Annotated in this window: 21 protein-coding genes; 5 read left to right on the forward strand and 16 right to left on the reverse strand. The window is 63.9% G+C overall.

What is annotated here, in order from left to right; all coding sequences use genetic code 11:
- Positions 1-261, forward strand: a complete 261-nt coding sequence (locus tag RI103_RS12370) for a transposase (protein WP_409076940.1) — start codon at positions 1-3, stop codon at positions 259-261.
- Here the strand turns inward: RI103_RS12370 and RI103_RS12375 are convergent.
- Together RI103_RS12375 and RI103_RS12380 are read right to left on the reverse strand one after the other, a co-directional pair.
- Positions 227-1,591, reverse strand: coding sequence for an MFS transporter (locus RI103_RS12375; protein ID WP_310812292.1), 1,365 nt, complete (start codon positions 1,589-1,591; stop codon positions 227-229). The two genes, RI103_RS12370 and RI103_RS12375, sit on opposite strands and share 35 nt — an antisense overlap.
- A 65-nt stretch (positions 1,592-1,656) precedes the next feature.
- Positions 1,657-2,829: a M20 aminoacylase family protein gene (locus RI103_RS12380; RefSeq protein WP_310812293.1), complete on the reverse strand. Its 1,173-nt coding sequence runs from the start codon at positions 2,827-2,829 to the stop codon at positions 1,657-1,659.
- A 117-nt stretch (positions 2,830-2,946) separates the two neighbouring features.
- Between RI103_RS12380 and RI103_RS12385 the strand changes: the two genes are divergently transcribed.
- Positions 2,947-3,897, forward strand: coding sequence for a LysR family transcriptional regulator (locus tag RI103_RS12385; RefSeq protein ID WP_132375086.1), 951 nt, complete (start codon positions 2,947-2,949; stop codon positions 3,895-3,897).
- A 30-nt stretch (positions 3,898-3,927) separates the two neighbouring features.
- On the opposite strand, the gene RI103_RS12390 is transcribed toward RI103_RS12385, so the two are convergent.
- Positions 3,928-5,373 carry an aldehyde dehydrogenase family protein gene (locus RI103_RS12390; RefSeq protein ID WP_310812294.1) on the reverse strand — a complete coding sequence of 482 codons (1,446 nt, stop codon included), beginning with the start codon at positions 5,371-5,373 and terminating at the stop codon, positions 3,928-3,930.
- Positions 5,374-5,585: 212 nt separating this feature from the next.
- Between RI103_RS12390 and RI103_RS12395 the strand changes: the two genes are divergently transcribed.
- Entirely contained in the window at positions 5,586-5,957 is a 372-nt protein-coding gene (locus RI103_RS12395; protein ID WP_310812295.1) for a cupin domain-containing protein, read from the forward strand.
- Between the two features lie 116 nt (positions 5,958-6,073).
- Here the strand turns inward: RI103_RS12395 and RI103_RS12400 are convergent, their stop codons facing one another.
- The 3 genes from RI103_RS12400 to RI103_RS12410 form a co-directional block, all read right to left on the reverse strand.
- A complete protein-coding gene (locus RI103_RS12400) occupies positions 6,074-7,465 on the reverse strand; it encodes an FAD-dependent oxidoreductase (RefSeq protein WP_310812296.1) in 1,392 nt (463 codons plus the stop codon).
- Between the two features lie 66 nt (positions 7,466-7,531).
- A complete protein-coding gene (locus tag RI103_RS12405) occupies positions 7,532-9,136 on the reverse strand; it encodes a cytosine permease (protein WP_310812297.1) in 1,605 nt (534 codons plus the stop codon).
- A gap of 280 nt (positions 9,137-9,416) precedes the next feature.
- Positions 9,417-10,397, reverse strand: a complete 981-nt coding sequence (locus RI103_RS12410; protein ID WP_310812298.1) for a LysR family transcriptional regulator — start codon at positions 10,395-10,397, stop codon at positions 9,417-9,419.
- A 156-nt stretch (positions 10,398-10,553) separates the two neighbouring features.
- Between RI103_RS12410 and RI103_RS12415 the strand changes: the two genes are divergently transcribed.
- Positions 10,554-11,951, forward strand: coding sequence for an NAD(P)/FAD-dependent oxidoreductase (locus tag RI103_RS12415; RefSeq protein ID WP_310812299.1), 1,398 nt, complete (start codon positions 10,554-10,556; stop codon positions 11,949-11,951).
- A 73-nt stretch (positions 11,952-12,024) separates the two neighbouring features.
- On the opposite strand, the gene RI103_RS12420 is transcribed toward RI103_RS12415, so the two are convergent.
- Positions 12,025-12,918 carry a LysR family transcriptional regulator ArgP gene (locus RI103_RS12420; protein WP_310812300.1) on the reverse strand — a complete coding sequence of 298 codons (894 nt, stop codon included), beginning with the start codon at positions 12,916-12,918 and terminating at the stop codon, positions 12,025-12,027.
- A gap of 97 nt (positions 12,919-13,015) precedes the next feature.
- On the opposite strand from RI103_RS12420, the gene RI103_RS12425 reads away from it, so the two are divergent.
- Positions 13,016-13,633: a LysE/ArgO family amino acid transporter gene (locus tag RI103_RS12425; RefSeq protein WP_310812301.1), complete on the forward strand. Its 618-nt coding sequence runs from the start codon at positions 13,016-13,018 to the stop codon at positions 13,631-13,633.
- Between the two features lie 70 nt (positions 13,634-13,703).
- Here the strand turns inward: RI103_RS12425 and RI103_RS12430 are convergent, their stop codons facing one another.
- The 9 genes from RI103_RS12430 to RI103_RS12470 form a co-directional block, all read right to left on the reverse strand.
- Entirely contained in the window at positions 13,704-13,922 is a 219-nt protein-coding gene (locus RI103_RS12430; protein ID WP_310812302.1) for a hypothetical protein, read from the reverse strand.
- Positions 13,922-14,272: a hypothetical protein gene (locus RI103_RS12435; protein ID WP_310812303.1), complete on the reverse strand. Its 351-nt coding sequence runs from the start codon at positions 14,270-14,272 to the stop codon at positions 13,922-13,924. The genes RI103_RS12430 and RI103_RS12435 overlap by 1 nt, the downstream gene beginning before the upstream one ends.
- Positions 14,273-14,692: 420 nt before the next feature.
- Positions 14,693-15,715 (reverse strand): UDP-glucose 4-epimerase GalE, encoded by a 1,023-nt coding sequence (gene galE / locus RI103_RS12440; protein ID WP_310812304.1) that lies wholly within the window; start codon positions 15,713-15,715, stop codon positions 14,693-14,695.
- Positions 15,716-15,760: 45 nt separating this feature from the next.
- Complete coding sequence (locus RI103_RS12445) at positions 15,761-16,660, reverse strand: endo alpha-1,4 polygalactosaminidase (protein WP_310812305.1); 900 nt, start codon at positions 16,658-16,660, stop codon at positions 15,761-15,763.
- 149 nt (positions 16,661-16,809) lie between these two features.
- A complete protein-coding gene (gene pelG / locus RI103_RS12450; RefSeq protein ID WP_310812306.1) occupies positions 16,810-18,183 on the reverse strand; it encodes an exopolysaccharide Pel transporter PelG in 1,374 nt (457 codons plus the stop codon).
- On the reverse strand, positions 18,183-19,820 hold the full coding sequence (gene pelF, locus RI103_RS12455) for a GT4 family glycosyltransferase PelF (protein WP_310812307.1): 1,638 nt from the start codon (positions 19,818-19,820) through the stop codon (positions 18,183-18,185). The genes pelG and pelF overlap by 1 nt, the downstream gene beginning before the upstream one ends.
- A complete protein-coding gene (locus RI103_RS12460) occupies positions 19,817-20,827 on the reverse strand; it encodes a hypothetical protein (protein WP_310812308.1) in 1,011 nt (336 codons plus the stop codon). The genes pelF and RI103_RS12460 overlap by 4 nt, the downstream gene beginning before the upstream one ends.
- The gene (locus RI103_RS12465) at positions 20,820-22,262 is read right to left on the reverse strand and encodes a PelD GGDEF domain-containing protein (RefSeq protein ID WP_310812309.1); all 1,443 of its coding nucleotides are present in this window, start codon (positions 22,260-22,262) and stop codon (positions 20,820-20,822) included. Before RI103_RS12465 ends, RI103_RS12460 begins: the two co-directional genes overlap by 8 nt.
- A gap of 90 nt (positions 22,263-22,352) precedes the next feature.
- Complete coding sequence (locus RI103_RS12470) at positions 22,353-22,904, reverse strand: penicillin-binding protein activator LpoB (RefSeq protein WP_310812310.1); 552 nt, start codon at positions 22,902-22,904, stop codon at positions 22,353-22,355.
- Between the last annotated feature and the right edge of the window lie 30 nt (positions 22,905-22,934).

The raw sequence follows: 22,934 nt of genomic DNA on the forward strand, positions 1-22,934 counted from the left end.
ATGAAACGTCCGATCCATGCCGCCGCGAGCCGCCTGCAGGCGCTGCAGTCCTTCGTCGAAGGACCGTGGGGAAAGACAATCGTCCGATCCTGGCAGCGGGCGTGGGAACACGTCACGCCGTTCTTCCTGTTTGCGCCCGCGATCCGCCGGGTCGTATACGCAGCAGATGCCATCGAGAGTCGGAACATGCAATTGCGCCTGGCCGGTCCGTACGGGCCGGACGGGTTCACCCAATATCCCGCCCCGCAGTCTCCCGCATAAGCGGCAACGGCAACAACGAAACCACCCCACACCCAATCAGATACCACGCCGGCGCCAGATTACTCCCCGAAATCTGAATCAACCACGTAGCAAAAAACTGCGCGAACCCGCCGAAGATGGAGACCCCGAGGCAATAAACAATCGACATGCCGGTAGCACGAATCTCACGAGGAAACATCTCCGGCAACATGACGATATTAGGCACAGCGGTAAACGCGACTAGCACCGCCAACCCCGCGACCACGGACAACAAAACCGGCACCGTCGGCGAAGCATTGATCATCATGAACGCCGGATACACCGCCACAATCAGCAAGACCCGCGAAACCCACAACACGCGCTTACGCCCAACGCGATCGGACAGCGCCCCGGCGAACGGCGAACAGATCACCGTCACCACCGCTGCGGTCCACGCAGCCCAAAGCGCCGACGACATCGGCAAATGCAAGATCCTGATCGCGTAGGTGGACAGATAAAACAGCACGATATAGTTCGCCGCCGTGCCACCGATCGTCGTCAACACACCCGTCGTGATCACGCGGGAATGCTCGCGAAACAGCTTGCGTACCGGCTGCGAAGCCGCCGCTATACCGTCGCCCGACTGCGCAGGCGCCCCATCTTCGACACCAGGCAGCGTCTCATGCAGATGCCGCCGAATATAAATGCCAATCGGCCCCATCGCCATGCCGATCACGAACGGCACGCGCCACCCCCAACTCTCCAGCGCCGCAGTCGACAGCGCCGCCGCCAACGCGACACCGAGCAACGACCCGCACACCGTATTCAAGCCCTGGCTCACGAACTGCCAACTGCCATAAAACCCGCGTGTCTTATTGCTGCCATACTCCAGCAACAGCGACGTCGACGCCCCTACCTCACCGCCCAGCGCAAAACCCTGAATCAACCGCGCAAGAATCACCAGCAGCGGCGCTGCAACACCGATCGCGGCATAAGTCGGCGCGAACGCGATGATCGCCGAGCCGAGCGTCATCAGCCATAGCGTAAGACTCATCGCGGCCTTGCGCCCCGCGCGATCCGCATACGCGCCGAGCACGATGCCACCCACCGGCCGCATGATGAACCCGACGCCGAACGTGCCGACCGCGAGCATGAGCTGCGCGAGCTGCCCCTCCACCGGGAAATACAGCTTGCCGATGATCGTCGCAAAGAAGCTATAGATCGTGAAGTCGAAAAACTCGAGGCCGTTGCCCAGCGTGATCGCGGCAATCGCCTTGGCGTGGCTCGTGCGTTCGACAGGCTGCGCGGCCGGCGTGCCCTGCATGCTCAACGCGTCGGTGCCTGCGGGTTGCGGTGTGGCGGAATAGTCCATCTGTGTCTCCGTGATGTTCTGCCTGCTAATGCGCGGCTTTGCCCGCTGATGCAAACGCTGTGGCCTCAGGCCAGAAACGTCTGCGCGAGTCTCACCCAGTACGCAGCGCCGGTGGCAAGGCAATCGTCGTTGAAGTCGTAGCCCGGGTTGTGAACCATGCAGCCGCCCTCGCCGTCGCCATTGCCGATGATGAGGTAGCTGCCGGGGCAACGTTCCAGCAGGAACGCGAAATCTTCGCTGCCAGTGAGCGGCTGCATGTCGGCAATCAGGCCGCTTTCGCCGAGCCAGTCGAGCGCGACTTGTCGCGCCAGCCCGGTCATCGCCGCATCGTTGACGAGCACCGGGTAGCGGCGCTGATAGTCCACGTCCGCCCGCGCACCGAACACGGCCGCCTGGCCGCACGCCACCGCTGTGATGCGTTCCTGCAAATAATCGCGAACCTCCGGTTTCAATGCGCGCACCGAGAGGCGCATCTCGGCCGTCTCGGGAATCACGTTCGACGCTTCGCCCGCGTGAATCGCGCCGACGGTGATGATCGCCATGTCGAGCGGGGCGATATTGCGCGATACGATGGCCTGCAACGCCAGCACGATCTGCGCACACACCACCACCGGATCGATCGCCTTATGTGGCACTGCGCCATGGCCGCCGCGGCCCGTCACCTTGATGATCACCGTGTCCGACGAGGCCATGAACGAGCCCGGCAGGAAACCGAACTTGCCTGTCGGGTAGCCCGGCATGTTGTGCATGGCGAAGACCGCATCGCACGGAAACTTGTCGAACAGGCCGTCCTCGAGCATTTTTTTCGCGCCGGCCAGGCCCTCTTCCGCGGGCTGGAAAATCAGATTCAACGTGCCGTCGAAGCACTTTTCCTGCGCCAGATGTTTGGCGGCGGCAAGCAGCATGGCCGTGTGGCCGTCGTGGCCGCATGCGTGCATCTTGCCAGGCACCTTGCTCGCGTAGGGCAGGCCGGTGGTTTCATGAATCGGCAACGCGTCCATGTCGGCGCGCAGCCCCAATTTGCGCGTGCCGCCGCCGACCTTCAATTGACCGACGACGCCCGTCTGACCGAGCCCGCGATGCACCGTGTAGCCCCACTCCTGCAAGCGTTCGGCGACCAGGTCGCCAGTGGCGAATTCCTCGTACGCCAGCTCGGGCTGCGCGTGGATGCGGCGGCGCAGCGCGATCATTTCGTCTTCGAGTTCGGCGATGCCCGCCGGAATGGCCATGGTGTTCACGTCGTGTCTCCGTCATTGAAAGCGTGAACCCAGCATAACGACGCCGATTTTCCAGCGGCAGGCGTAGAATCGTTGCGGCAGCAACTCGTGGTTGCCACCCTATCCCCGCCTCGCCAGATGAAACTGCATCAGCTCAGCACCTTAGCGGCCATCGCCGATACTGGAAGTATCCGGGCCGCCGCTCGCTCACTCGGCCTCTCGCCCGCTGCCGTGACCAAGGCGATGCGGGAACTGGAAGCGGATCTGCAAGCGCCGCTGGTGGTGCGCAGTGCGAGCGGCGTCGCGTTCACCGAGTTCGGCCGCGCGCTCGTCGTGCATGCGCGCGTGGTGCTGGGGCAATTGCAGCGCGCGCAAGCCGAGATCGAAGCGTTGCGCGGCGCGGCGGCCGGCAAATTGTCGATCGGCGTCACGCCGTGGGTCGCGTTGACGTTTCTGCCGCCCACGGTGCAGCGCTTCCGGCAGCGCATGCCAGAAGTGCAGCTGGAGTTTTTCGAAGGCTTGCTCGCGGTGGTGCAACCGCGTTTGCGCGATGGCAGCCTCGATTTTTCGATCGGCCGGCCGCCACCCGCGTCGCCGCAATCGGAGTTTCATAACGTGCCGCTGTTCTCCACGCATTCGGCCGTGGTCGCGCGGCGCGATCATCCGAAGGCCGGCTGCCGCACGCTGCTCGAACTGGAAGACGCGGAGTGGATTTTGAACTGGGACCCGGCGAGTCGCGAGTCGATCTCGGACAATGTGTTCCGCAAGCGCGGCATGCAGGTGCCGCACACCATTCTGCTCGCGCATTCGCTGGCGGTCGTGCTGGGTCTGCTCGCCCATACGGACATGCTCAGCATTTTTCCGTGGCCGCTCGTGGAGGTGACGCTCGCGAAGGAGCAGTTGTGGGCGCTGCCATTGCGTGAGACGGTCGATGAAACCATTGTCAGCATCACGTCACGCCGCGGCGCGCCGACGAGTCCGGCGGCCGCGTGCTTTCTCGAATGCCTGCGTGAAGTGATCGACGAAGGGGCGCGCTCGCAAGACCCCGAGCAGCGCCGGCTGTTTCATTCGATCGAGTTGCTGCTTTAGTCTTCGGTTACTTCACGGCGCTGTGCGGATTCAAGCGTCGTAACCGACCACGCCCTTGATCTCCAGAAAATCCTCCAGACCAAACTCACCATACTCGCGGCCATTACCTGATTGCTTGAAGCCGCCGAACGGCGCCTCAGGGTTGTAGTCCGCGTAGTTCAGATAGATCGTGCCGGTGCGCAGGCGCTTCGCCACCGCACGCGCGTGCTCGATCGAGCCGGATTGGATGTAGCCCGCGAGACCGTAGAGACTGTCGTTGGCCATCGCGATTGCTTCGTCTTCGGAGTCGTAAGCGAGGATCGACAGCACCGGCCCGAAGATTTCCTCGTGCGCGATCGTCATGTCCGGCGTGACTTTGCCGAATACCGTCGGCCGCACGAAGTAGCCGTCCTTCAATCCTTCGGGACGACCCGGCCCGCCGGCTACCAGCGTGGCGCCCTCTTCCATGCCCACGCCGATCAGCCGCTGGATCTTGTCGAACTGCTGTTCGCTGATCACGGGGCCGAGGTCCGTGCCTTTCGCATCCGCGGGGCCGACGTTCAGCGCCTCAGCGGCTTCTTTCGCGTACGCCAGCGCTTCGGCTTCGCGCGCACGCGGCACGAACATGCGCGTGGGCGCATCGCACGATTGGCCGCTGTTGTCGAAACAGGCACGCGCGCCGCGCATCACGGCCTCTTTCAGATCGGCATCTTCGAGAATCAGGTTGGCCGATTTGCCGCCCAGTTCCTGATGCACGCGCTTGACCGTATCCGCCGCGGCCTTCGCGACCTGCACGCCCGCGCGCGTCGAACCCGTGAACGACATCATGTCGATGTCCGGATGCGACGACATCGCTTCGCCCACGGTGCGGCCTTCGCCGTTCACGAGGTTGAACACGCCGGCCGGCACGCCCGCTTCGTCGAGAATCTCGGCGAAGAGGATGGCGGACAGCGGCGCGAGTTCCGACGGCTTGAGCACCATCGTGCAGCCGGCCGCGAGCGCGGGCGCAACCTTGGTGGTGATCTGCAAGGCCGGCCAGTTCCACGGCGTGATCAGCCCGCACACGCCGACCGCTTCCTTGCGGATCAGAATGCCGCTCTTCACGTACTCGAACTCGAAGGTATCGAGCGTGCGGATCATCGTTTCCAGATGCGCGACGCCGGTCCAGGCCTGCGCGTCGTTCGCGTACTGCAGCGGCGCGCCCATCTCGCGGCTGATCGCATGCACCATATCGTCATAGCGCTTGCGATAGACGTCGAGGATCGCTTGCAGCAAGTCGATGCGCTGCGCGATCGTCGTTTCGCTGTAGGCGGGAAACGCGCGCTTCGCGGCCGCGACGGCGCGATCGACATCCGCCGCGCTGCCCAGCGTGATCTGCGCGAACGCGGTAGCCGTGGACGGATCGATCACGTCGAGCGTGGGCGTGCTTTCTTGGTCACGCGGGGCGAGCGCGTCGACCCATTGACCGTCGATATAAAACTGCCTGGCGTGTTGCATGGGGCTTGTCCTCTACATGAAAGTTTCAGGTCAGACGCGGGGCCAATCGGACCCGCGGCGGCGTCGCCTGCCTTACATCGACGCCGCTCAATCTGAATGTCTTCAAATCGAAATTCATCGCTACGCGGCTTTGGCTCAGACTCCGGCTTCGAATCCATTTTTCGCATCGTTTCAACGATAGCGACCTCGATCGAATCCACCAGGAGAGACTCATGAGCAACCTCACTTTCACCCGCATCGACGCTAAAGGCCCTGGCGCTTCAGGCCTGAATCCGGCCCTGCACGATCCGGCCGACGTCATTCTCGAAGGCGCCAAGGCACCGCACGCGCTGAACGCTTACTCCGACGCCACCAACATGCTGTCCGCGGGCGTGTGGCAATGCGATGCGGGCACGCTGAAGCTGGCCGACCTGCCGATCCACGAAGTGTGCGTGCTGATCGAAGGCGAAGTCGTGATCACCAGCGACGACGGCCGCAGCGAACGCTATGCCGCCGGCGACGCCTTCATTCTGCACAAAGGCTTCTCGGGCACGTGGCACATGCCGGTGGCGACCAAGAAGTACAGCATCGTGTACTGCGGTTAAGTCTTACTGCATTGCAGCGTTGCTTCAACGGAAACCGCACTGATCAAGGTGCGGTTTTTTTATTCCAGTCACAGCATAAAAAACGCGTCCGCCACGACTGCGCGGACGCCTTCTGGTTACATCGGAAAACCCAGCGCCTTGATCGAATTGATCCACAGGCGCCGCCAGCCGCCGCGATCGTCGGCGCCGTCGAATGCGTTGAAGGTAATCTTCGCGGCGATCCAGCGCACCGGTTCCGGCGGAATATACGACGGCCCCTTGCGCGAAATATCGAGGGACGTAATCACCGTATCGCGATGCCACAGCATGTCGAGTCCCATCTTCGCGCCGAAGCGGCTGCCAGCAACGCCGAAGCCCGTATAACCCGCGACGAACACGCTCTTGCCGCCGTGATAGCGGCGCGCGAACACCGCTCCACGCGAGCAGTAGTCGATCGGGCCGCCCCATGCGTGCGTGAAGCGTACGTCGTCGAGTTGCGGAAAGGTGCGATAGAACGCTTCGGCGAGCTTGTAGTACGTGCTTTCATCGCGATCGGCGGCGGGATTCGAATTGCCGCCGAAGTGATAGCTCACCCGGCCGCCGAAGATGATGCGATTGTCTTTGGTGAGCCGGAAATAATTGAGCTGCGTGCGCGTGTCGTAAATGCCCTGACGATTCTTCCAGCCGATGCGCGCCATCTGCTCTTCGCTCAACGGCGCCGTCGCGATGATGTGATCGCGCACCTGCATCACGCGGCGCTTGATGTCGGTCACGCCGACGTCCGCAGTGCCGGTGCCGAGCAGCACGCGCGGCGTTTCGATGCGGCCCGCCTGCGTGTGCACGATCATCTTCGCGCCACAATCTTCGAGGCGCGTGATCGGTGAATGTTCATGCAGACGCACGCCGAGTTTCAGCGCGGCGGCCTTCAAACCCCACGCGAGCTTCGCCGGATGAATCGTGCCGCTGCGATTGCGCGACCACATCGCGCCGGCAAAGAGCGGCGAATCGAGTTGCTCGCGCGCGCCCTTGCTGTCGAGCAGCACCACGTCGTGTCCGTGTGCAACATGTAGCTCGTAATCGCCCTTCAGATGACCGAGGTGAGCAGAATCGACCGCGACGGTCATCTCGCCGTTCCATTCGACATCCGCCTCGATGCCGTAGCGCGTCAACGATTCCTTGAAGCCGTCGAGGTTCTCCTGGCCCAGCTTTTCGAGCACGTCGAGGTCTTGCGGAAAGACGCGCGTCGCGTTCGGCAAGCCGTGCATCACCGAGGTCGAGATGATGCCGCCCGGACGGCCCGAGGCGCCGTAAGCCACCTTGCCCGCCTCGACCAGCACGACGTCGAGCGACGGGTCGGCTTCTTTCGCCTGAATGGCCGCCCACAGACCGGTGAAGCCGCCGCCCACCACAACCAGATCCGCGGTAGTCGGACCGATCAATTCCCGTTCGACAGCCGGCGCGCGCGGATTGTCCAGCCAGAACGGAAACAGTTTTACCCCTTCAAACGCGCGCTTTACTGACTCGCTCATCTTCTTTGCCTACTCAACTTGAATACCATTACGTGTGCCGGACGATGTCGCACATCGGCGTGCGCTTCAACCCGCGTCCTGCGTGTCCAGTGCGGCTTCGCATTCGCGTTCCGCACCCACGGCGCGCTGCGGTTTCGTGCGCTGTTGCGCGGCTGCTTTAAGCTTAGTCGCCGGCACCACGGGATGCACGGTCACATTGTGCTGCGCGCCGCCGCGCAGCCAACGCCGGCCTTGCGGTCCATATACGCCGTCGGGCTCCGGAAAGCACTGCAGCAGCGCGATATACAGCGCGGCCGCCAGCGTCAGCGAAACCGGCATGCTGATGTCGAGACCGCCGGCGAGTTGGCCGAGCGGACCGACAAACTGATCCGGCAGATTGACGAAGCACAGGCTGATCGCCGCGCTCGGAATCCACGCGCCCATTGCGCGCCAGTTCCAGCCGTGCGTGAACCAGTAGTGACCGCCGCGGCCGCCGCGATTGAACACCTGCAAGTCGTCGGACAGATAGAAACCGCGCCGCGTGACGAAACCGATGATCATGATCACCATCCACGGGCAACTGCAGACGTTGATCAGCACCGAGAACGTCGACACGCTTTCGACCAGATTGAACGCGAAGCGCCCGAGAAAAATGAAGCCGATGGCAAGGCTGCCGATCAGCAACGTGGCGCGCACGCGGTTCAGGAACTTCGGAAACATGCTCGACATGTCGAGGCCGGTGCCGTACAGCGCGGTCGTGCCCGTCGACATGCCACCGATGATCGCGATCAGGCACACCGGCAGGAAGAACCAGTTCGGCGAGATCGCCAGCAAACCGCCCACGTAGTTATTCGACGCGATGAAATCCGGCGCCTTGCTGGCGATGATCGTCGCCGTGGCAAGGCCGAAGAAAAACGGCACGAACGTGGCCAGTTGCGCGAGCATCACCGCCATGATCGTGCGCTGCTTCGGCGTGTTTTCCGGAATATAGCGGGCCCAATCGCCAAGCGTGCAGGCGAACGATACGGGGTTGCTCATCGCGACCAGCACCGCGCTCACGAAGGCCGGCCAGAAACCCACCGAGCCGAGCGCGACCTTGCCGGCGTATGCGCCGTCGAACGACCTGGTGAACGCGAACAGACCGACCACGAAAAGAATGCTCGCCGCCCACACCGCGATCTTGTTGACCCACAGCATGAAGCGAAAACCGTACACGCAGACGGTCAGCACCAGCACCGCGAACAGGCCGTAAGCGAAGCTCAGCGTCATCCAGTTGACCGGCAGGCCGAGCAGATGATTCGCGCCGCCCACGAGCGCATCGCCCGAACTCCACACTGCCAGCGAGAAAAACGCGACGGCCGTGAGCACCGCCAGAAACGAGCCGACGATCCGCCCATGAATGCCGAAATGCGCGCCCGACGAGACCGGGTCGCTGGTGCCGTTGCGTGGCCCGAACAGGCTCATCGGCGCAAGAATGCAGGAGCCGATCAGCACGCCGAGCACGATCGACCAGACACCCGCCTTGAACGACAAACCGAGCAGCACTGGAAAACTGCCGAGCACCGAGGTCGAAAAGGTATTGCAACCGCCGAACAGCAAGCGGAACAGGTCGATCGGCCGCGCATAGCGCGAGCGATCCGGAATGCGCTCGAAACCGAATGTTTCGACTTGAGTGATGCTGTTGCTGCTCATTGTCTCCGACTCCTGTAACGGCCAGGTCAATCACAATGGCTCGCCACGGGGATGCGGCGTCCACTTTTCTCAGATGTCTGGGCGCCACTGTAAAGACAATCGGCGCGGGCAAAAATATCGTCCGCCCAACCTTTACTTCGATCGCCGGCGATGTAACCCGAAAGGCTTGTCCGATAAGGCTCCGTGACCTGCTCGCAAGGCCGCATAGGGACTTCCCGCAGCGCTCGCGCGTCGCAAACGTCGAAGCGAATAGCGAGAATCCGCACGCCTTTTGCTCGCCCTATGCGCCGTCCGAGCCGGCCGCCTGACGCGAATGGCGGCGCTTTTTCGCGGCGGCGACAGCCGGCAGCGGCACCCGCACCGCGCCCGACATGCCGTGCTCGATCAGAAAATCGCGGAACAGCCCGGCCACGTGCGGCAGACGTTTATCCGACACGTGCATCACATACCAGTCGCGCTCGATCGGGTTAGCCGGCATCGGCAACAACGCGAGCAGGCCCGCCTGAAACTCCAGCGAACAGGCGTGCAGCGACAGAAAGGCGATGCCCAGTCCCGCCTCGACCAACTGCTTGATCGCCTCGTTGCTCGACAACTCGGAGCCGATGTGAAGCTTGAGGCCCGCGAGGCGAAACAGATTTTCGACGGTCGAACGCGTGCCCGAGCCGCGCTCCCGCACGAACAGATTCGCGCTTTGCAGATCGTCGAGCGACAAGCGCTTTTTCTTCATCAGCGCATGTGCGGGCGAGGCGACGAACGCCATCGGATGTTTGGCGAACGCGGTCGCCGCCGTGCGCAATTCGCGCGGCGCGCTGCCCATCACCGCGAGATCGATCTCGTGCGTCGCCAGCATGCGGATGATGTCGGCGCGATTGCCGACCTTGAACTGCACCTTCACTTGGGGACGCGATTCGGTGAAACGCACCAGAAACGGCGGGATCAGATACTCGGCCGTAGTGATCGCGCCGATCCGCAGCGTGCCGCCCTGCTCGCCGTGCAATGCGGCCAGATCGTCCGCCGCCCCGTTCCACAGGTCGAGGATTTCGAGCGCATAGCGGGCGAGGATCTCACCGGCCGCGGTCAACTGCACGCCACGCCCTACGCGCTGCAACAGCGGCGCGCCCGCGGCCTCTTCCAGCAGCCGGACCTGCAGCGAAACAGCCGGTTGCGTGAGTCGCAATTCCTCGGCCGCACGCGATACGCTGCCGAGCTTCGCAACCGTATGCAAGGCCTTCAACTGACGAAACGTAGCCGCTTTTAACATAAGTGAAAACCTATATGTTCCGTATAAACATTAAATTGTGCTGCGGTTTTCGCCGATTCTATACTGGCCTGACAGATGAGCCGGGCAGCGTTCGGAACCGCGCCCCTGCGGCGCCACCACCGGCCCGGCACGAACAACGTCAGGAGGATAGAAATCATGGCCGCAATCGATCAGCAGGCAGGCGCAATAACGCAACGGACGCACCACGCGCAATCCGCACAATGCACGGACAATACGGCGGCGCATCGGATCGTGATCGTCGGTGGCGGCGTGGGTGGGCTCGGGCTGGCCACGCGTCTGTCCGAAACGCTCGGGCGCGCCGGTCTCGCGCAGATCGTGCTGGTCGATCGCTGGCCCACGCACTTCTGGAAGCCCCTGCTGCACGAAGCCGCTTCAGGCCAGCTCGATCCCGCGACCCATCAGCTGCAATATGCGGTGCAGGCGCAACGGCATGGCTTCGAATTCGAACAGGGCGAACTCACCGCGCTCGATCGCACCGAGCGGCATATCACCTTGAGCGCGCTGCATGACGCCGACGGCCGCGAAATCCTGCCGGCACGTCAACTCGCTTTCGATACGCTAGTGCTGGCCATGGGCAGCGTCACGCAATATTTCGGTGTGCCCGGCGCCGCGGACCATGCGTTGCCGCTCGAATCGGTCGCGCATGCGGAGGCATTCCGCCGCAAGCTGCTCGACGCCTGTCTGCGCGCGAATCACGCACGCCGGGCACGGACCGCGCAAGCGGATACGCCGGTGTCGATCAACATCATCGGCGCGGGCGCGACCGGTGTGGAGCTTGCCGCGGCGGTGCGCGACACGGTACGTTTGCTGAATCGCTACAGTCCGTTTTCGCTCGATCCGGTGCGCGACTTTCGCATCCGTTTGATCGAAAGCGGCGCTCGCGTGCTGCCCGCTTTGTCAGAAACGATTTCGGCCCGCGCTCAACGGATGCTCGCCAGCCTCGGCGTGGAAGTGTTGAGCGCCACGCGCGTCACCGAAGTGCGCGCCGATGCCGTGCTGACCGACGGCGGCGCGCCGCTCGCCAGCGACATCGCGATCTGGACGGCGGGCATCTCGGGACCGCCGGTGTTGCGCACGCTGAACGGCATTGCCGTGAATCGCAACGCGCAGATCCTGGTGAATCGCACCTTGCAGTGCACGAACGACGCGAACGTATTCGGCCTCGGCGATTGCGCGGCCTGCCCCGCCGACGACGCGGGCGCGTTCCTCGCGCCGCGCGCGCAGGTCGCGCATCAGCAGGCGCTGTTTCTCGCGCGTGCCTTGAAGTGCCGGATCGCAGGCGAAGCGCTGCCCGAATTCGTGTATCGCGACGCCGGCACTTTGGTCGGCTTCGGCCGTGAAGGCACCATTGGCAGCCTCAGCAGCAGCTTGCTGACGCAGCCGGTATTCGTCGACGGGTGGCTGGCCACCGCCGTCTACAAGCTCATCTATCGACGGCACGTCATGACGCTGACCGGTTTCGCGCGTATGGCGCTTGATACGGCGAGCCACTGGTTGCGCAGACGTGTGCATCCGGTGATCCGTCTGCATTGAAAAAGCGTTGCCGCTCACCGGTCGCCGTTTTCCCTCCCGCCAGTGAGCGGTTCTGACGACACGTCCCGCGCCCTCAGTCCAGAAACTCCGCTGACCGCTTGCGCAGCACCGCGCCGAAGTCGTCGAGCCAGCCGATCGACAATCGCCAGCTCTGCCAGTAAAGATCGACATCGATCGGCTTGCCCGGCGCGATCTCCACCAGCTCGCCGCTGGCCAGATGCGAGACGATCATGCGTTCGGGGCACATGCCCCAGCCGAGCCCCGTGACACAGGCGCGCAAGAATCCGGCAACGTGCGGAATCCAATGCAGCGGCGGATCGAGTTCCGCGCGCGTGATGCGTCGCATGAAACGCTTTTGCAATTGATCTTTGGGATTGAAGTCGACGCACGGAGTGCGCCGCAGGCTCTCGCGCGTGACGCCGTCGGCAAAGTGACGTGCAAGAAAATCCGGCGAGCAGACCGCCAGATAGCGCATGCGTCCAAGCCGCGTGGAGCGGCAACCCTGCACCGGCTCGGCTTGCGTGGTGACCGCGCCTTGCACGCTGCCATCGCGAATCCGCTGCGCGGTGTGGTCCTGATCGTCGATCACGAGATCGAGCAGCATCTCCCGTTCTATGCAGAATTGCGCGACCGCGTCGATGAACCAGGTGCCGACGCTGTCGTCGTTGACGGCCACGCGCAACGCCGGCCACGGTTCCACCAGCGCACCGGGCAGCGCCGGCAGGCGGCCCGTCAGTTCCGCTTCCAGCAATTGCACGCGTTCGGTATGGCGGCACAGCAGCGCGCCCGAGGTGGTCGCGACGCAAGGTTGGCCGCGCTTCACCAGCACGCTGCCCACGCGCTCTTCCAGCAGTTTGACCCGCTGCGACACCGCGGACGGCGTCACATTCAGTTCGCTGGCGGCACGGTCGAACGAGCCGTGACGCACCACGGCGGCGAGCGCATCGAGCAACGCATAGTCGAGCATTAGCGTTCCTTAATCGGCATTAAGCGAATTAGCTTCTCTCATGAGCAGCCAACCCGCAGACTAGCCCCCTTCGCTTCCCCCGTCTACCGGATCGACTATGAACTGGCTGTCTTTTTCCCACGGCGCCGCCTTGTGCGCATCCCTGATCGTGACGATCGGCGCGCAAAACGCTTTCGTGCTGCGTCAGGGCATCATGCGCTCGCACGTCGGCAAGATCGTCGCACTGTGCGCGTTGTCGGACTTTGTTCTGATCGGCGCCGGCGTCGGCGGCGCATCGGTGCTGGTCGAGCGCTATCCCGTGTTCGTCCACGCCATGCTGTATGTCGGGCTCGCCTATCTGGCGTGGTTCGGGATCAACGCGCTGCGCCGCGCGGCGCGGCCGGGGCATGCAGTGCTGGAAGGTGGAGACACTGGCACCGCGCCCGTGCAGCGCGCCGTACCGATCATTCTGATGACGCTTGCCTTCACGTGGCTCAATCCGCACGTGTATCTCGACACGTTCCTGCTGATCGGCACGGCCGGCGCACGCGAACCCGAAGGCGCGCGGCTTGCGTTCGCGCTGGGTGCGATGGCCGTCAGCGGGATCTGGTTTATCGGTTTGGGTTACGGCGCACGCGCCCTCGCGCCGCTCTTCAAGCGGGCAACGGCATGGCGTGTGCTGGATGGCGCGATCGGCAGTATGGTTCTGCTTCTCGCGGTGACGCAGTTGCGGTGAAGGGTGTGAGCCGCGGCATGTACGTGCTGCGATGCGCGTCGTCACCCATGCCTGACCTTTTCCGCGCTGGTCACCCGTGGCTGTCGATCCAGGCACGCGCCCATTCGAGACCGGCGCGTTGCGCTTCTTCCTCGGTATCGAAGTGGGCGAGAATGCCCGACGCTTCGATCAGCTTGCCGGCGAGCGTAATGGTCCCGCTAGCACCGTACCGTTCGGGCCGCAAGATGTCCTCCTGCTGCAAGATGGCGTGACCCCAGACGGTGTAGCCGTGATAAGTCTGGGACTCCATCAGCGCATCACCTCGGCTGAGATGCCGCGAGCATCCACACGCAACACATTGCCCTCGGGCGTGATCTGCCGCGGAATCCCGGACATATCCGGCGCATGGACAGGCACCTTCTCTCGCATATCCGTTCTCGTTGCAAGCTTCGCGACAGGCGCCGGTGTGCGCTGCGCGTGGACCGTCACGGCATGCGAAATGGAGTGTCTACCACTCGCCGCCCGACAGGCAGCAACCGCGCGATGCGGCATGCGCGCTCGCGCCTCCGGCGGGTTCCAGATTTCGACATAATGCTCGCCCGCCATTCCCGTCGAAGCCACAGCGAACAGCATGGTGCCCAAGCTCAAAAATCGAAACATGTTCTCTCCGTAAGCTCTCTCGCGCATCTCACGCCTTGCAGGACTTCGCGGTACCCACACACGAACCGTCGCAGCCGCCGCATCGTGGCGGTCTCGCACCGGGCGATCGAATGCCGGCTCGCCGCTGCGACACGCCTTGCGAGATACTGTACATTCATACAGGTGTTTACGCAATCACATGAGCGGCCCGCCAGATTGCGGGAGCAATACGCCCGTCGCGATGGCGGGCTTCGCGGCGGGCGAGCGGCTGCGGGAGAAGGATTGGAGAGATGCGAGCGCCGCGCCGTGCGCTCGAGACACGGGGCACAGGGCACATGGCAGGGTGCAGACGGCAAGTGGCGATGCTTCAGCCCCCGCGCATTCCGAAGGGCCACGGCCGCGAACACATGGGCCTTGTGCCACCCCGAATCGAGCGCGGTCTCAGGCGTAACCGGCAGGATTGGTCGATTGCCAGCGCCAGTGGTCCGCGCACATCCGCTCGATGCCGTACCGCGCGCGCCAGCCGAGCAGCGTTTCAGCCGCGGCAGGGTCCGCGAAGCACGACGCCACGTCGCCCGGACGACGCGCCACGATTTCATACGGCACCGGCTTGCCCGACGCCTGTTCGAACGAGTGCACCACATCCAGTACGCTATAGCCCTGCCCCGTGCCGAGATTCACGACGAAGCTCGCATCGCGCTCGACGAGCGCGTCGAGCGCGGCCAGGTGTCCGCGCGCCAGATCCACCACGTGGATGTAGTCACGCACGCCGGTGCCGTCGGGCGTGTCGTAGTCGCCGCCGAACACACGCAGCTTCTCCAGCTTGCCGACCGCTACCTGCGCGACATACGGCATGAGGTTGTTCGGCACGCCGCCCGGGTCTTCGCCGATCAGACCGCTCTCGTGCGCACCGACCGGATTGAAATAACGCAGCGTCGCGATACGCCATGACGCATCCGACACTTCCAGGTCGCGCAGCACCTGTTCGGCGATCAGCTTCGTCTGGCCGTACGGATTCGTGGCCGAGAGCGGAAACGATTCGTCGATCGGCGAGGTCTTCGGAACGCCGTACACCGTGGCCGACGAACTGAACACAAACTGCTTCACATTGCGCGCGCGCATGACCGAGAGCAGCGTCAGCAGACTGCCGAGGTTGTTGTCGTAATACTCGATCGGCTTCGAGACCGACTCACCCACCGCTTTAAGCGCCGCGAAGTGAATCGCGCCGGTCACCGGGTGCGCGTCGAAAATGCGTTGCAGCGCGGCTTCGTCGCGCGAATCCGTTTCGTAGAACGCCACACGCTTGCCGGTAATCTGCTCGACGCGTTTGAGCGACTCGCGGTTGCTGTTGACGAGGTTATCGACCACCACCACGTCGTAGCCGCCGTTCAGCAATTCGACACAGGTATGCGAGCCGATAAAGCCGGCGCCGCCGGTTACCAGAATCGTGCCTTTCAAGACCATGCGAAATTCCCCTTTATATGCATTCAATTCGAGTGGCACAGTCGCTCAACGTCGCCCTGTGGCGCCCACGCCGACAGTCGCGAGCCCGCCGTCGGTGACATAAGGCACGAACCCGGCTTCCGTAATCCGCGCCGCGGTGGCGGCGGCGCACGTGTCGTCGGCGGGCGGGCAATAGTCGATGGCCAGCACTGGCAGTTTGTATTGCTCGCGGATGATCGCCGTCTGCATCAGCAGCCAGGCGCGATCGGCCTGCGGCACTTCCGTATAACGCTGCTTGCCGGCATCCCAACCGCGATACAGCGATTCGAACGCCACCAGGTAGGCAAGATCATGGACTCGCGGCAAGACCTCGAAGCCGCGATTGAAGATCAGTTGCGCCCTCGGATAACGCGTCCTGATCGCGCGGATGACGCGCACCAATCCAGCCTCCTGCGCGGCTCGCGTGGCGTCGGTTTTGGCGATCAGGTGGTAGGAGTCGAGCGTGTCGAGGAAAAAGCCCCGATAGCCTTTTTTCCATAGCGGTGCAATCACCTTGTCCACGAAAAACGCAGGCCATTCGGCCGCTGTCTGATCGATCACATGCGAGGCCCACGCCTCGTTGACGCCTGGCAGCCACGCGCGCGGCATGGCCCTGTAATACGAGCGATGCGGGTTCACCTCACCCACGCTCACGTAAGCGAACCACGCCGGATGCGTGTTCGCGTGAGCGCGCGGATCGAAGTGCGCGTCGGGGTCGATCACCACGACATCGAATCTGGCCAGTTCTTCAACCGGCGGATTCGCGCCGTAGAACAGCGCCACCGACGGCCCCGTGGGCGCATCCGCCGCGCCCTGCGCGTGCGCCACCGAAGCCAGCGCGCCCAACGCGGCCATGCGCGCGAATCGGCTGACACGGCGCAACAGCGCGCGCAATGTGAAACGTCGGTCGTGATCGTGCTCGGACAAAGCCGGTTCCTCTTTCGTGTCGTGCGGGCAACGCGGCCCGCTTCAGATGTCGGTTCTGACGGCCGCGGGCAAGCACGACACCGGCCGCCGTCGAGCCATTCGCGCTACCCGTGCCGCCTTCCTGGGTCGAAAACAGCGACGCCTTCACTTCAACCCCGCAACATATACGTTTCGTATTCCAGAGACATGAATTTGCGGTCGAGCACCTTCACGGATGCGACCACCACGACCAGCAACGCCAGCGCGAATCCATAGCCGTAGAAATCCGGCCCGAGCGTGAGCGTGATGCCGGTGAAGAGCCCGTTCAGCACGACGAACGCGCCGGTGAGCCGCAGCACGACGCGCCGTCCGTCGAGATAGAAGAACACGTTGAGCAGGCCCAGCAGCAACACCTGCAGGCTCGCCGACACCACGTCGACGACGAGCAGCGGCATATAGAGCGGCGAAATGCCGAGCGAGCCCAGCACGCGCTCGCCGAAGGCGATGATCAGCAACAGCACGACGGCCTGCACCTTGATGATTTCGTACAGACCGGCACGCACGCTGCTCACCATCATGTCGCGCATTTCGTTGATATGGCGCAGCGTCGCGCCGCTGCGCACCGCGTCATAGAAGGCATCGTAGTACTCGACGAAATCCGCTTCGATGCGCACGAGGAAGGTCGCCATGCCGGGCATCACGCACACGTAGGCGATAAAAATCGGAATGTCGTAGATCACCGAGGCATGCAGCGGCCCGATCACGCGCGTGCCGGTGCCCGGCGCATACCAGAACATGAACTTGTCGAGCCACACGCCGACGTTGAACAACAGGCCGACCAGCGCGAGGCTCGGATAGGCAAAGCGGCGCTCGAACACTTCGAACGACACGAAACGCTCGCTGTGGTAATTGCGGTAGATCAGCCCCGACAACCCGGCGAGCAGCACGATGTGCCCCGCCACGAAGCCGCCGAGCAGGCCGGCCAGTCCGTAGCCGTTCAACGCGAGCGCGAAGCACACCACGCACGTATAACCCACGGCGAACACCACCAGAATCTGCCGGTATTGCTTCACGCTCGACAGGAAGATCACGGCGATCCAGATATTGCTGACCACGACGAAGCCCGTAATCATCAGCAAGCGGTAGATCAACGGCTCCTCGCGAAAACCTGCCAGCATCGCGACTACCGCGGCCACGCTGGCCAGCACCGACGACACCAGCACCACACCGTTATAGTTCGACAGCACGAGGTCGTCGCGCTTTTCGAACAGCCGATCGGAGATGAAGCGCGTGAACGACAGTTGCAGCGGCCCGGTCAGAATCAGGCTGAGCGCGATCAGATAAGTGACCGATACCTGAAACTGCACGATCGCGAAGCGCGGAATCACCGAGGTGAGACTGATCAGCCCGATGATCAGGATGCCGAAGATCGACAGGATCAGCGGCCCGGAACTGATCAGGCCCGCGTAGGCATACGCGCGCGCCACGCCGACCAGCGTGTCGCGGCGCATGATCTTGCGTAATTCGAAGCCGATTCCCGCCATCAGCGTGTCTCCTGCGATTGAACGGGCTGCGGCCCTGGCTTGGATTGAGTGCCGTGATGCATCGGGCAGCGCGCCGCGTCGGCGGCCGTGCCGTTGCGCTCGCGGTCCGGCAACGCGGCAAGGCGCTCGTACAGCGTGCGATAACGGTCGATCATCTGCTTCCTGGTGTAATAGCGGCGCACGCGCGCGAGTCCGGCCTGCTGCGCGGCCCGCCAGCGGGTTTCGTCGGCGAGCAGCGACAGCACCGCCTGGGCGAACGCCGCCGGGTCCGCGAGCTGGACCACCATGCCGGCCGGCCCGAGCGCGCGATCTTCCGCATCCACGCCTTCGATCAGTTGACGGCACGAACCCACATCCGTCGTGATGGCCGGCACGCCGGCCGCGAATCCTTCCAGCACCACCAGCGGCAGCGCCTCGCTGATCGACGTCAGCGCGATCACGTCGACTTGCGGCAGCATGTCGTCGATGCGCTGGAAACCGAGGAATTTCACATTGCGGCCAAGCCCGAGACTCTCCACGAGCGCGCGGCATTCGAGCGCGTAAGCGGGATCTTCCTCTTCCGGTCCGATGATCCAGCCCTCCAGATCCGGCATGGTGCGCGACGCAATGAAGATCGCGCGAATGAAGGTCTTGATGTCCTTGATCGGCACCACGCGCCCAATCAACGCGGCCACGCGGTGCGAGCGCGGCTTGCGTGCGGCCACCAGCGGCGCGAGCGCGTCGACGTCGATCCCGTTCGGAATGCATTGCGTGCGCTCGGCGCGCGCGCCGTCCGTGACCTGGCGCTGGCGGTTCGCCTCGTACAACGCGACGATGTCGTCCGCCGCGTCGTACGCGAGCTTGCCGATCGCCTCGAAGAAACGCACCCACAGTTCACGGAAATAGCTGACACGCGAAATGTCGCGTTCGAACACGCCGCGGTTATCGCGAATCCACTGGCTCTGCAGCAGATCGATCTTGCGCTCTTTGGTGTAAATGCCGTGCTCGGAGATCAGCAGCGGGCGGCCCGTGCGGTAGTGCGCCAGTGCGCCGAGAAAGCCGCCATATCCGGTCGATACCGTGTGGTACACCTTGGCCGGCAGCAGCTTTTCGGCGACGCGCGCGAGCTGCCACAGCGGCTTGTGCATGATGCGCACGGTCCAGAAGTAATCGGTGAACGACGGATCGGTGCAGTACTTCTGATATTGATCGACGATCGTGTCCCAGGCCGCGCGGCTCGACAGAAATTGTTCCTCGCTCAATGCGCCGTTCGTCCCGAGCATCGGAATCACGTCGGCCATCAGCGCGCTCACGTCCCTGCCGTTGCGCGGATCGCGCAGTGCGTCGTGCAAATTCTGCGAGCGCGCAAAGGCCGCGGGGTCGCCATCGACGGCACGCGGCTGAAAGTCCGCCACGGCCTGCTCGTACAGGTAGTGCGCTTCGATATGCACGACGTTGTCCGGCAATGCATACGCAGCCCCGTTGTAGTCCTGTTCCCGGCTGCCGATGAAGACAATCGCGAAACGGGTCGCCGGATACGAGCGGATCATTTCATTGACCCAGCTCGACACGCCGCCACGCACGAACGGGAACGTGCCTTCCAGCAGCAGGCAGACATCGGCATCGGCGGCACGGCGGATCGGGAGTTGTTTCATCATGACCAGTACTTCACAACCGGTTTGAGTGTGGGCAACGCGGCGGCATTGCCCAGCGACGCGAGAAGCTGCTTGACGCGAGCGTAGTCGCCGCGCAGGAAGTCGGCTTCAGCCAGCCACGGCACGAGCCGTTCGCGCGGGAAACCGAGCGCGAGCGCGCGGCCAATATATTCGTGCGCGGCATCCGGCTGGCTGCTCGCCAGCGCGAGACGGCCGCGAATCAGCCACAGCGCGGCATCCCCCGGATCGGTCTCGAGCGCCGCCTGCGCGTAGCGGTCGGCTTGTTGCAGCGTATGGCGATAGACCGCGCCCTGCACCAGGTTCTGGTACACGAGTTCGAAATAAAGCTCGGCGAGCATCCGGTTGAGCGTGTGGCGTTCGACGTCGCTGTCGGTCGTTTCCAGCGCTTTGCTGGCCCGGAAGATCTTCTGCATGATTTCGTTTTCGGCGTGATCCAGCGTACCGTAAGCGATCAGGCGAATGTCTTCGAGCGGGTCGGCAAGCAACTCGCGCAGCAACGTGCCCGTAGTGCGGGTCGGCATGTTCTGGATCGCCACCAGCGCGGACAGCCGGTCGGTGGGCGACACCTGGGTATTGGCAAGGCGCGCCTGCAGCCGCGCACCGCCGCCGTGCGACACACGCGACACCAGGTAGGTGACGAATTCCGGGCGCGGCACATCGGCGAGCTGATCGCTGTCCTTGTTGCCCGGAAAGAGCGCCGCCCACACGCAGCTGCTCAGCACGACGAGGCCGCCGAACAGCGGCACGAAGGTACAGGCGAGCCACAGGAACAGGAACGACACCACTCGGGGCTCACGATAATTCGACGGCAACCATGCGCTGAACGCGGCTGCTTCGGCGAGTCCCGCCACCGCTTGCAGCGCGAGAAAGCGCACCAAAGGATCGATCGCGCCGGCTGGTTGCAGCAGGCTCGCGATCGCCAGATATTGCATGATCACGGCCACCACGGCCGCAAGCGCGCTGACGACGAGAGAAAGGGTCTTAGACATCGAGGCCGCTTCGTTTGAGAAGACGCATCAGCGCCGCGCCCGGCTCGTCGCCCTCGAGGTGGAGCGTATGAACGCCGACGCGCGCGCGTTCCAGGTCGGTGTTGAACTGGGCCGTGAGGCTGGCCTCGATCCGCGCCAGATAGCCGTCGATCCCGGTCGTGTCGGTAGCCGGCATCAGGTTCACCAGCACCGACTGCTTGGCCGTCTGCACCGGCCACATCACGTCGAGTGAACGGCGTCGGCGCATGACGTGCTCGAACAGCGAGTCGCCCTCTTCATCGCGCGGAAACGCCAGTGCGACGAGCGACGACGCCACGCCCGCCTTCTGCTGAAGACGCGTGAGGCGGCTCAGGTCGAGCGCGAACTCGTACGGGCAATTCGGCACGCGGTCCAGAATGCGCTGCACGAAAGCGGAATGCTCGACGCCGTCGGCGTAATAACCGAGCAACACCAGCAACAGTTGCAGGTTGTCGAAATTGAGCGACAGGAACGGCATGCGCTTGACGACGAGCAGCGCGCGCAGCTCACCGTTCGCGGACACCAGCGGCGCGCAGACGAGGTACTGGCTGACCGGCAGCACCGTGTCTTCGTTCTTCAGATGCGCGACGCTCAGCGTGGTGAGCGCATGCGTGACGAGTTGATCGTGCACGGCGAGTTCGAACGCGTCGCCGATCTGCGCGATGGCCTGCGTGCCGAGCTTGCCGCGATGCACCGGATACAGCGCCGCAACCTCGATCTGGCAGGCCTGCGCGACGAACTCGAGCAGACCGCCCGCGCCGTCAAGCGGATCGCCGCCCGACGGATCGCCGCCCGACGGATCGCTTTCCTTGCCCGCCGCCGGCACGGCAAGCGCCGTATCGGTCGCGACCGAGAGACGGCGCAGCTCGGTAATCGAATCGCGCAACGTGGTCGGACGCGAAAGCAGGTCCTTTTCGAGCCGCTCGTGCGACAGCCGCATCAGGTAGTGGCTGTTGGTCAACGCCACGAGACGGTCGTTCAGGTAGTCGTTCAACGAGGACGCGCGCCCGGCGCGGCTGCCCCATGTATCGCCGAAATGCCCGGCGAGAATCGTCTGGATCAAACCGCCCGCGAAATACAACGCCGGGAACGGGCCGCCGTGCGGATAAAAGAGCGCCCATGCGCCGAGCATGAAAGCCCCGCTCAGCAGGCCGAGCAGACTGCCGTAGCGCAGGGCCACCAGCAATGGCACCAGCCACAGCCACGGAAAACCGGCGTGCAGCAGCAACGCGTCTTCAGGATGAAGCCAGCGCGCCACGGCCAGTACCACCAGCACGAGCACGACGGTCTCCACGATCGCGAACGGCCGCGCCACCGCGGGCGCCAGCAAGCGGCGCACGCGTCCGAGATTGCCGAACGGATGCGCATGGCGCGGCTTCGAGGCGCCCGGGTTGTTTTCCACGGCTGCGGTATTCACGGCCAGTTCCTTATGACATGTCGGGTTTCGGCTTGCGGGCCGCACTTCGGGCGCAAGCCGGCAACCTCGGGGATAGGCTTATTGACGTTCTTACTGACGTGCTTGCAACGGCGACAGAACCTTGCCGATCAGCGAGATCGCCACGCTCGACAGACCCGAGCGGCTCCAGCCCGTATGCGTGCCCGTCGCGCTCCACACCACGGCGCCGTTCGACACGTCGATCAGTTCGAAGGTCACGCCGACCACCGGCTCGCCGTCCACGCCCGTCTTGTAGCGCCATTCTTCGACCGCGCCCGACAATACATAGCGGGCGTTCTGCGAACGCGCCCATTCGAGCGACTTGTCGCTGTCGGCGCGTTGCGTCGTGTCGAACAATGAATTGCGGTTCGAATCGGCCGGCGCGATGCGCACGTCGGCGATCCCGCCCGCGCGCAGCGCGTTGGCCGCGATCGACTCGGCGCTATGGCCGGCATCCGGCGTTTCGGTGTAGTTGGCGATCGACACCACCGCCACCTTGTCGCCGCGCGAGAGCGCGGGACCCGGCGTCTGGCGCACCGTGCCGCACGCGCTCACCATCAGGGCCAGCGCGGTTGCCGCGACACACCAGGCGCTCGTGCGAGCCAATCGTTTAATGCCGTACATGAAGGATTCTCCTTGGGATGACTATGCGAA

Origin of the sequence: Paraburkholderia sp. FT54 (assembly GCF_031585635.1) — a bacterium.
GTDB lineage: Bacteria > Pseudomonadota > Gammaproteobacteria > Burkholderiales > Burkholderiaceae > Paraburkholderia.

Coding starts and splice junctions, on each gene's coding strand:
- RI103_RS12370 (WP_409076940.1), top strand. CDS start 1: ATGAAACGTCCGATCCATGCCGCCGCGAGCCGCCTGCAGGCGCTGCAG.
- RI103_RS12375 (WP_310812292.1), bottom strand. CDS start 1,591: ATGGACTATTCCGCCACACCGCAACCCGCAGGCACCGACGCGTTGAGC.
- RI103_RS12385 (WP_132375086.1), top strand. CDS start 2,947: ATGAAACTGCATCAGCTCAGCACCTTAGCGGCCATCGCCGATACTGGA.
- RI103_RS12390 (WP_310812294.1), bottom strand. CDS start 5,373: ATGCAACACGCCAGGCAGTTTTATATCGACGGTCAATGGGTCGACGCG.
- RI103_RS12395 (WP_310812295.1), top strand. CDS start 5,586: ATGAGCAACCTCACTTTCACCCGCATCGACGCTAAAGGCCCTGGCGCT.
- RI103_RS12400 (WP_310812296.1), bottom strand. CDS start 7,465: ATGAGCGAGTCAGTAAAGCGCGCGTTTGAAGGGGTAAAACTGTTTCCG.
- RI103_RS12405 (WP_310812297.1), bottom strand. CDS start 9,136: ATGAGCAGCAACAGCATCACTCAAGTCGAAACATTCGGTTTCGAGCGC.
- RI103_RS12410 (WP_310812298.1), bottom strand. CDS start 10,397: ATGTTAAAAGCGGCTACGTTTCGTCAGTTGAAGGCCTTGCATACGGTT.
- RI103_RS12415 (WP_310812299.1), top strand. CDS start 10,554: ATGGCCGCAATCGATCAGCAGGCAGGCGCAATAACGCAACGGACGCAC.
- RI103_RS12420 (WP_310812300.1), bottom strand. CDS start 12,918: ATGCTCGACTATGCGTTGCTCGATGCGCTCGCCGCCGTGGTGCGTCAC.
- RI103_RS12425 (WP_310812301.1), top strand. CDS start 13,016: ATGAACTGGCTGTCTTTTTCCCACGGCGCCGCCTTGTGCGCATCCCTG.
- RI103_RS12430 (WP_310812302.1), bottom strand. CDS start 13,922: ATGGAGTCCCAGACTTATCACGGCTACACCGTCTGGGGTCACGCCATC.
- RI103_RS12435 (WP_310812303.1), bottom strand. CDS start 14,272: ATGTTTCGATTTTTGAGCTTGGGCACCATGCTGTTCGCTGTGGCTTCG.
- galE (WP_310812304.1), bottom strand. CDS start 15,715: ATGGTCTTGAAAGGCACGATTCTGGTAACCGGCGGCGCCGGCTTTATC.
- pelG (WP_310812306.1), bottom strand. CDS start 18,183: ATGGCGGGAATCGGCTTCGAATTACGCAAGATCATGCGCCGCGACACG.
- pelF (WP_310812307.1), bottom strand. CDS start 19,820: ATGATGAAACAACTCCCGATCCGCCGTGCCGCCGATGCCGATGTCTGC.
- RI103_RS12460 (WP_310812308.1), bottom strand. CDS start 20,827: ATGTCTAAGACCCTTTCTCTCGTCGTCAGCGCGCTTGCGGCCGTGGTG.
- RI103_RS12470 (WP_310812310.1), bottom strand. CDS start 22,904: ATGTACGGCATTAAACGATTGGCTCGCACGAGCGCCTGGTGTGTCGCG.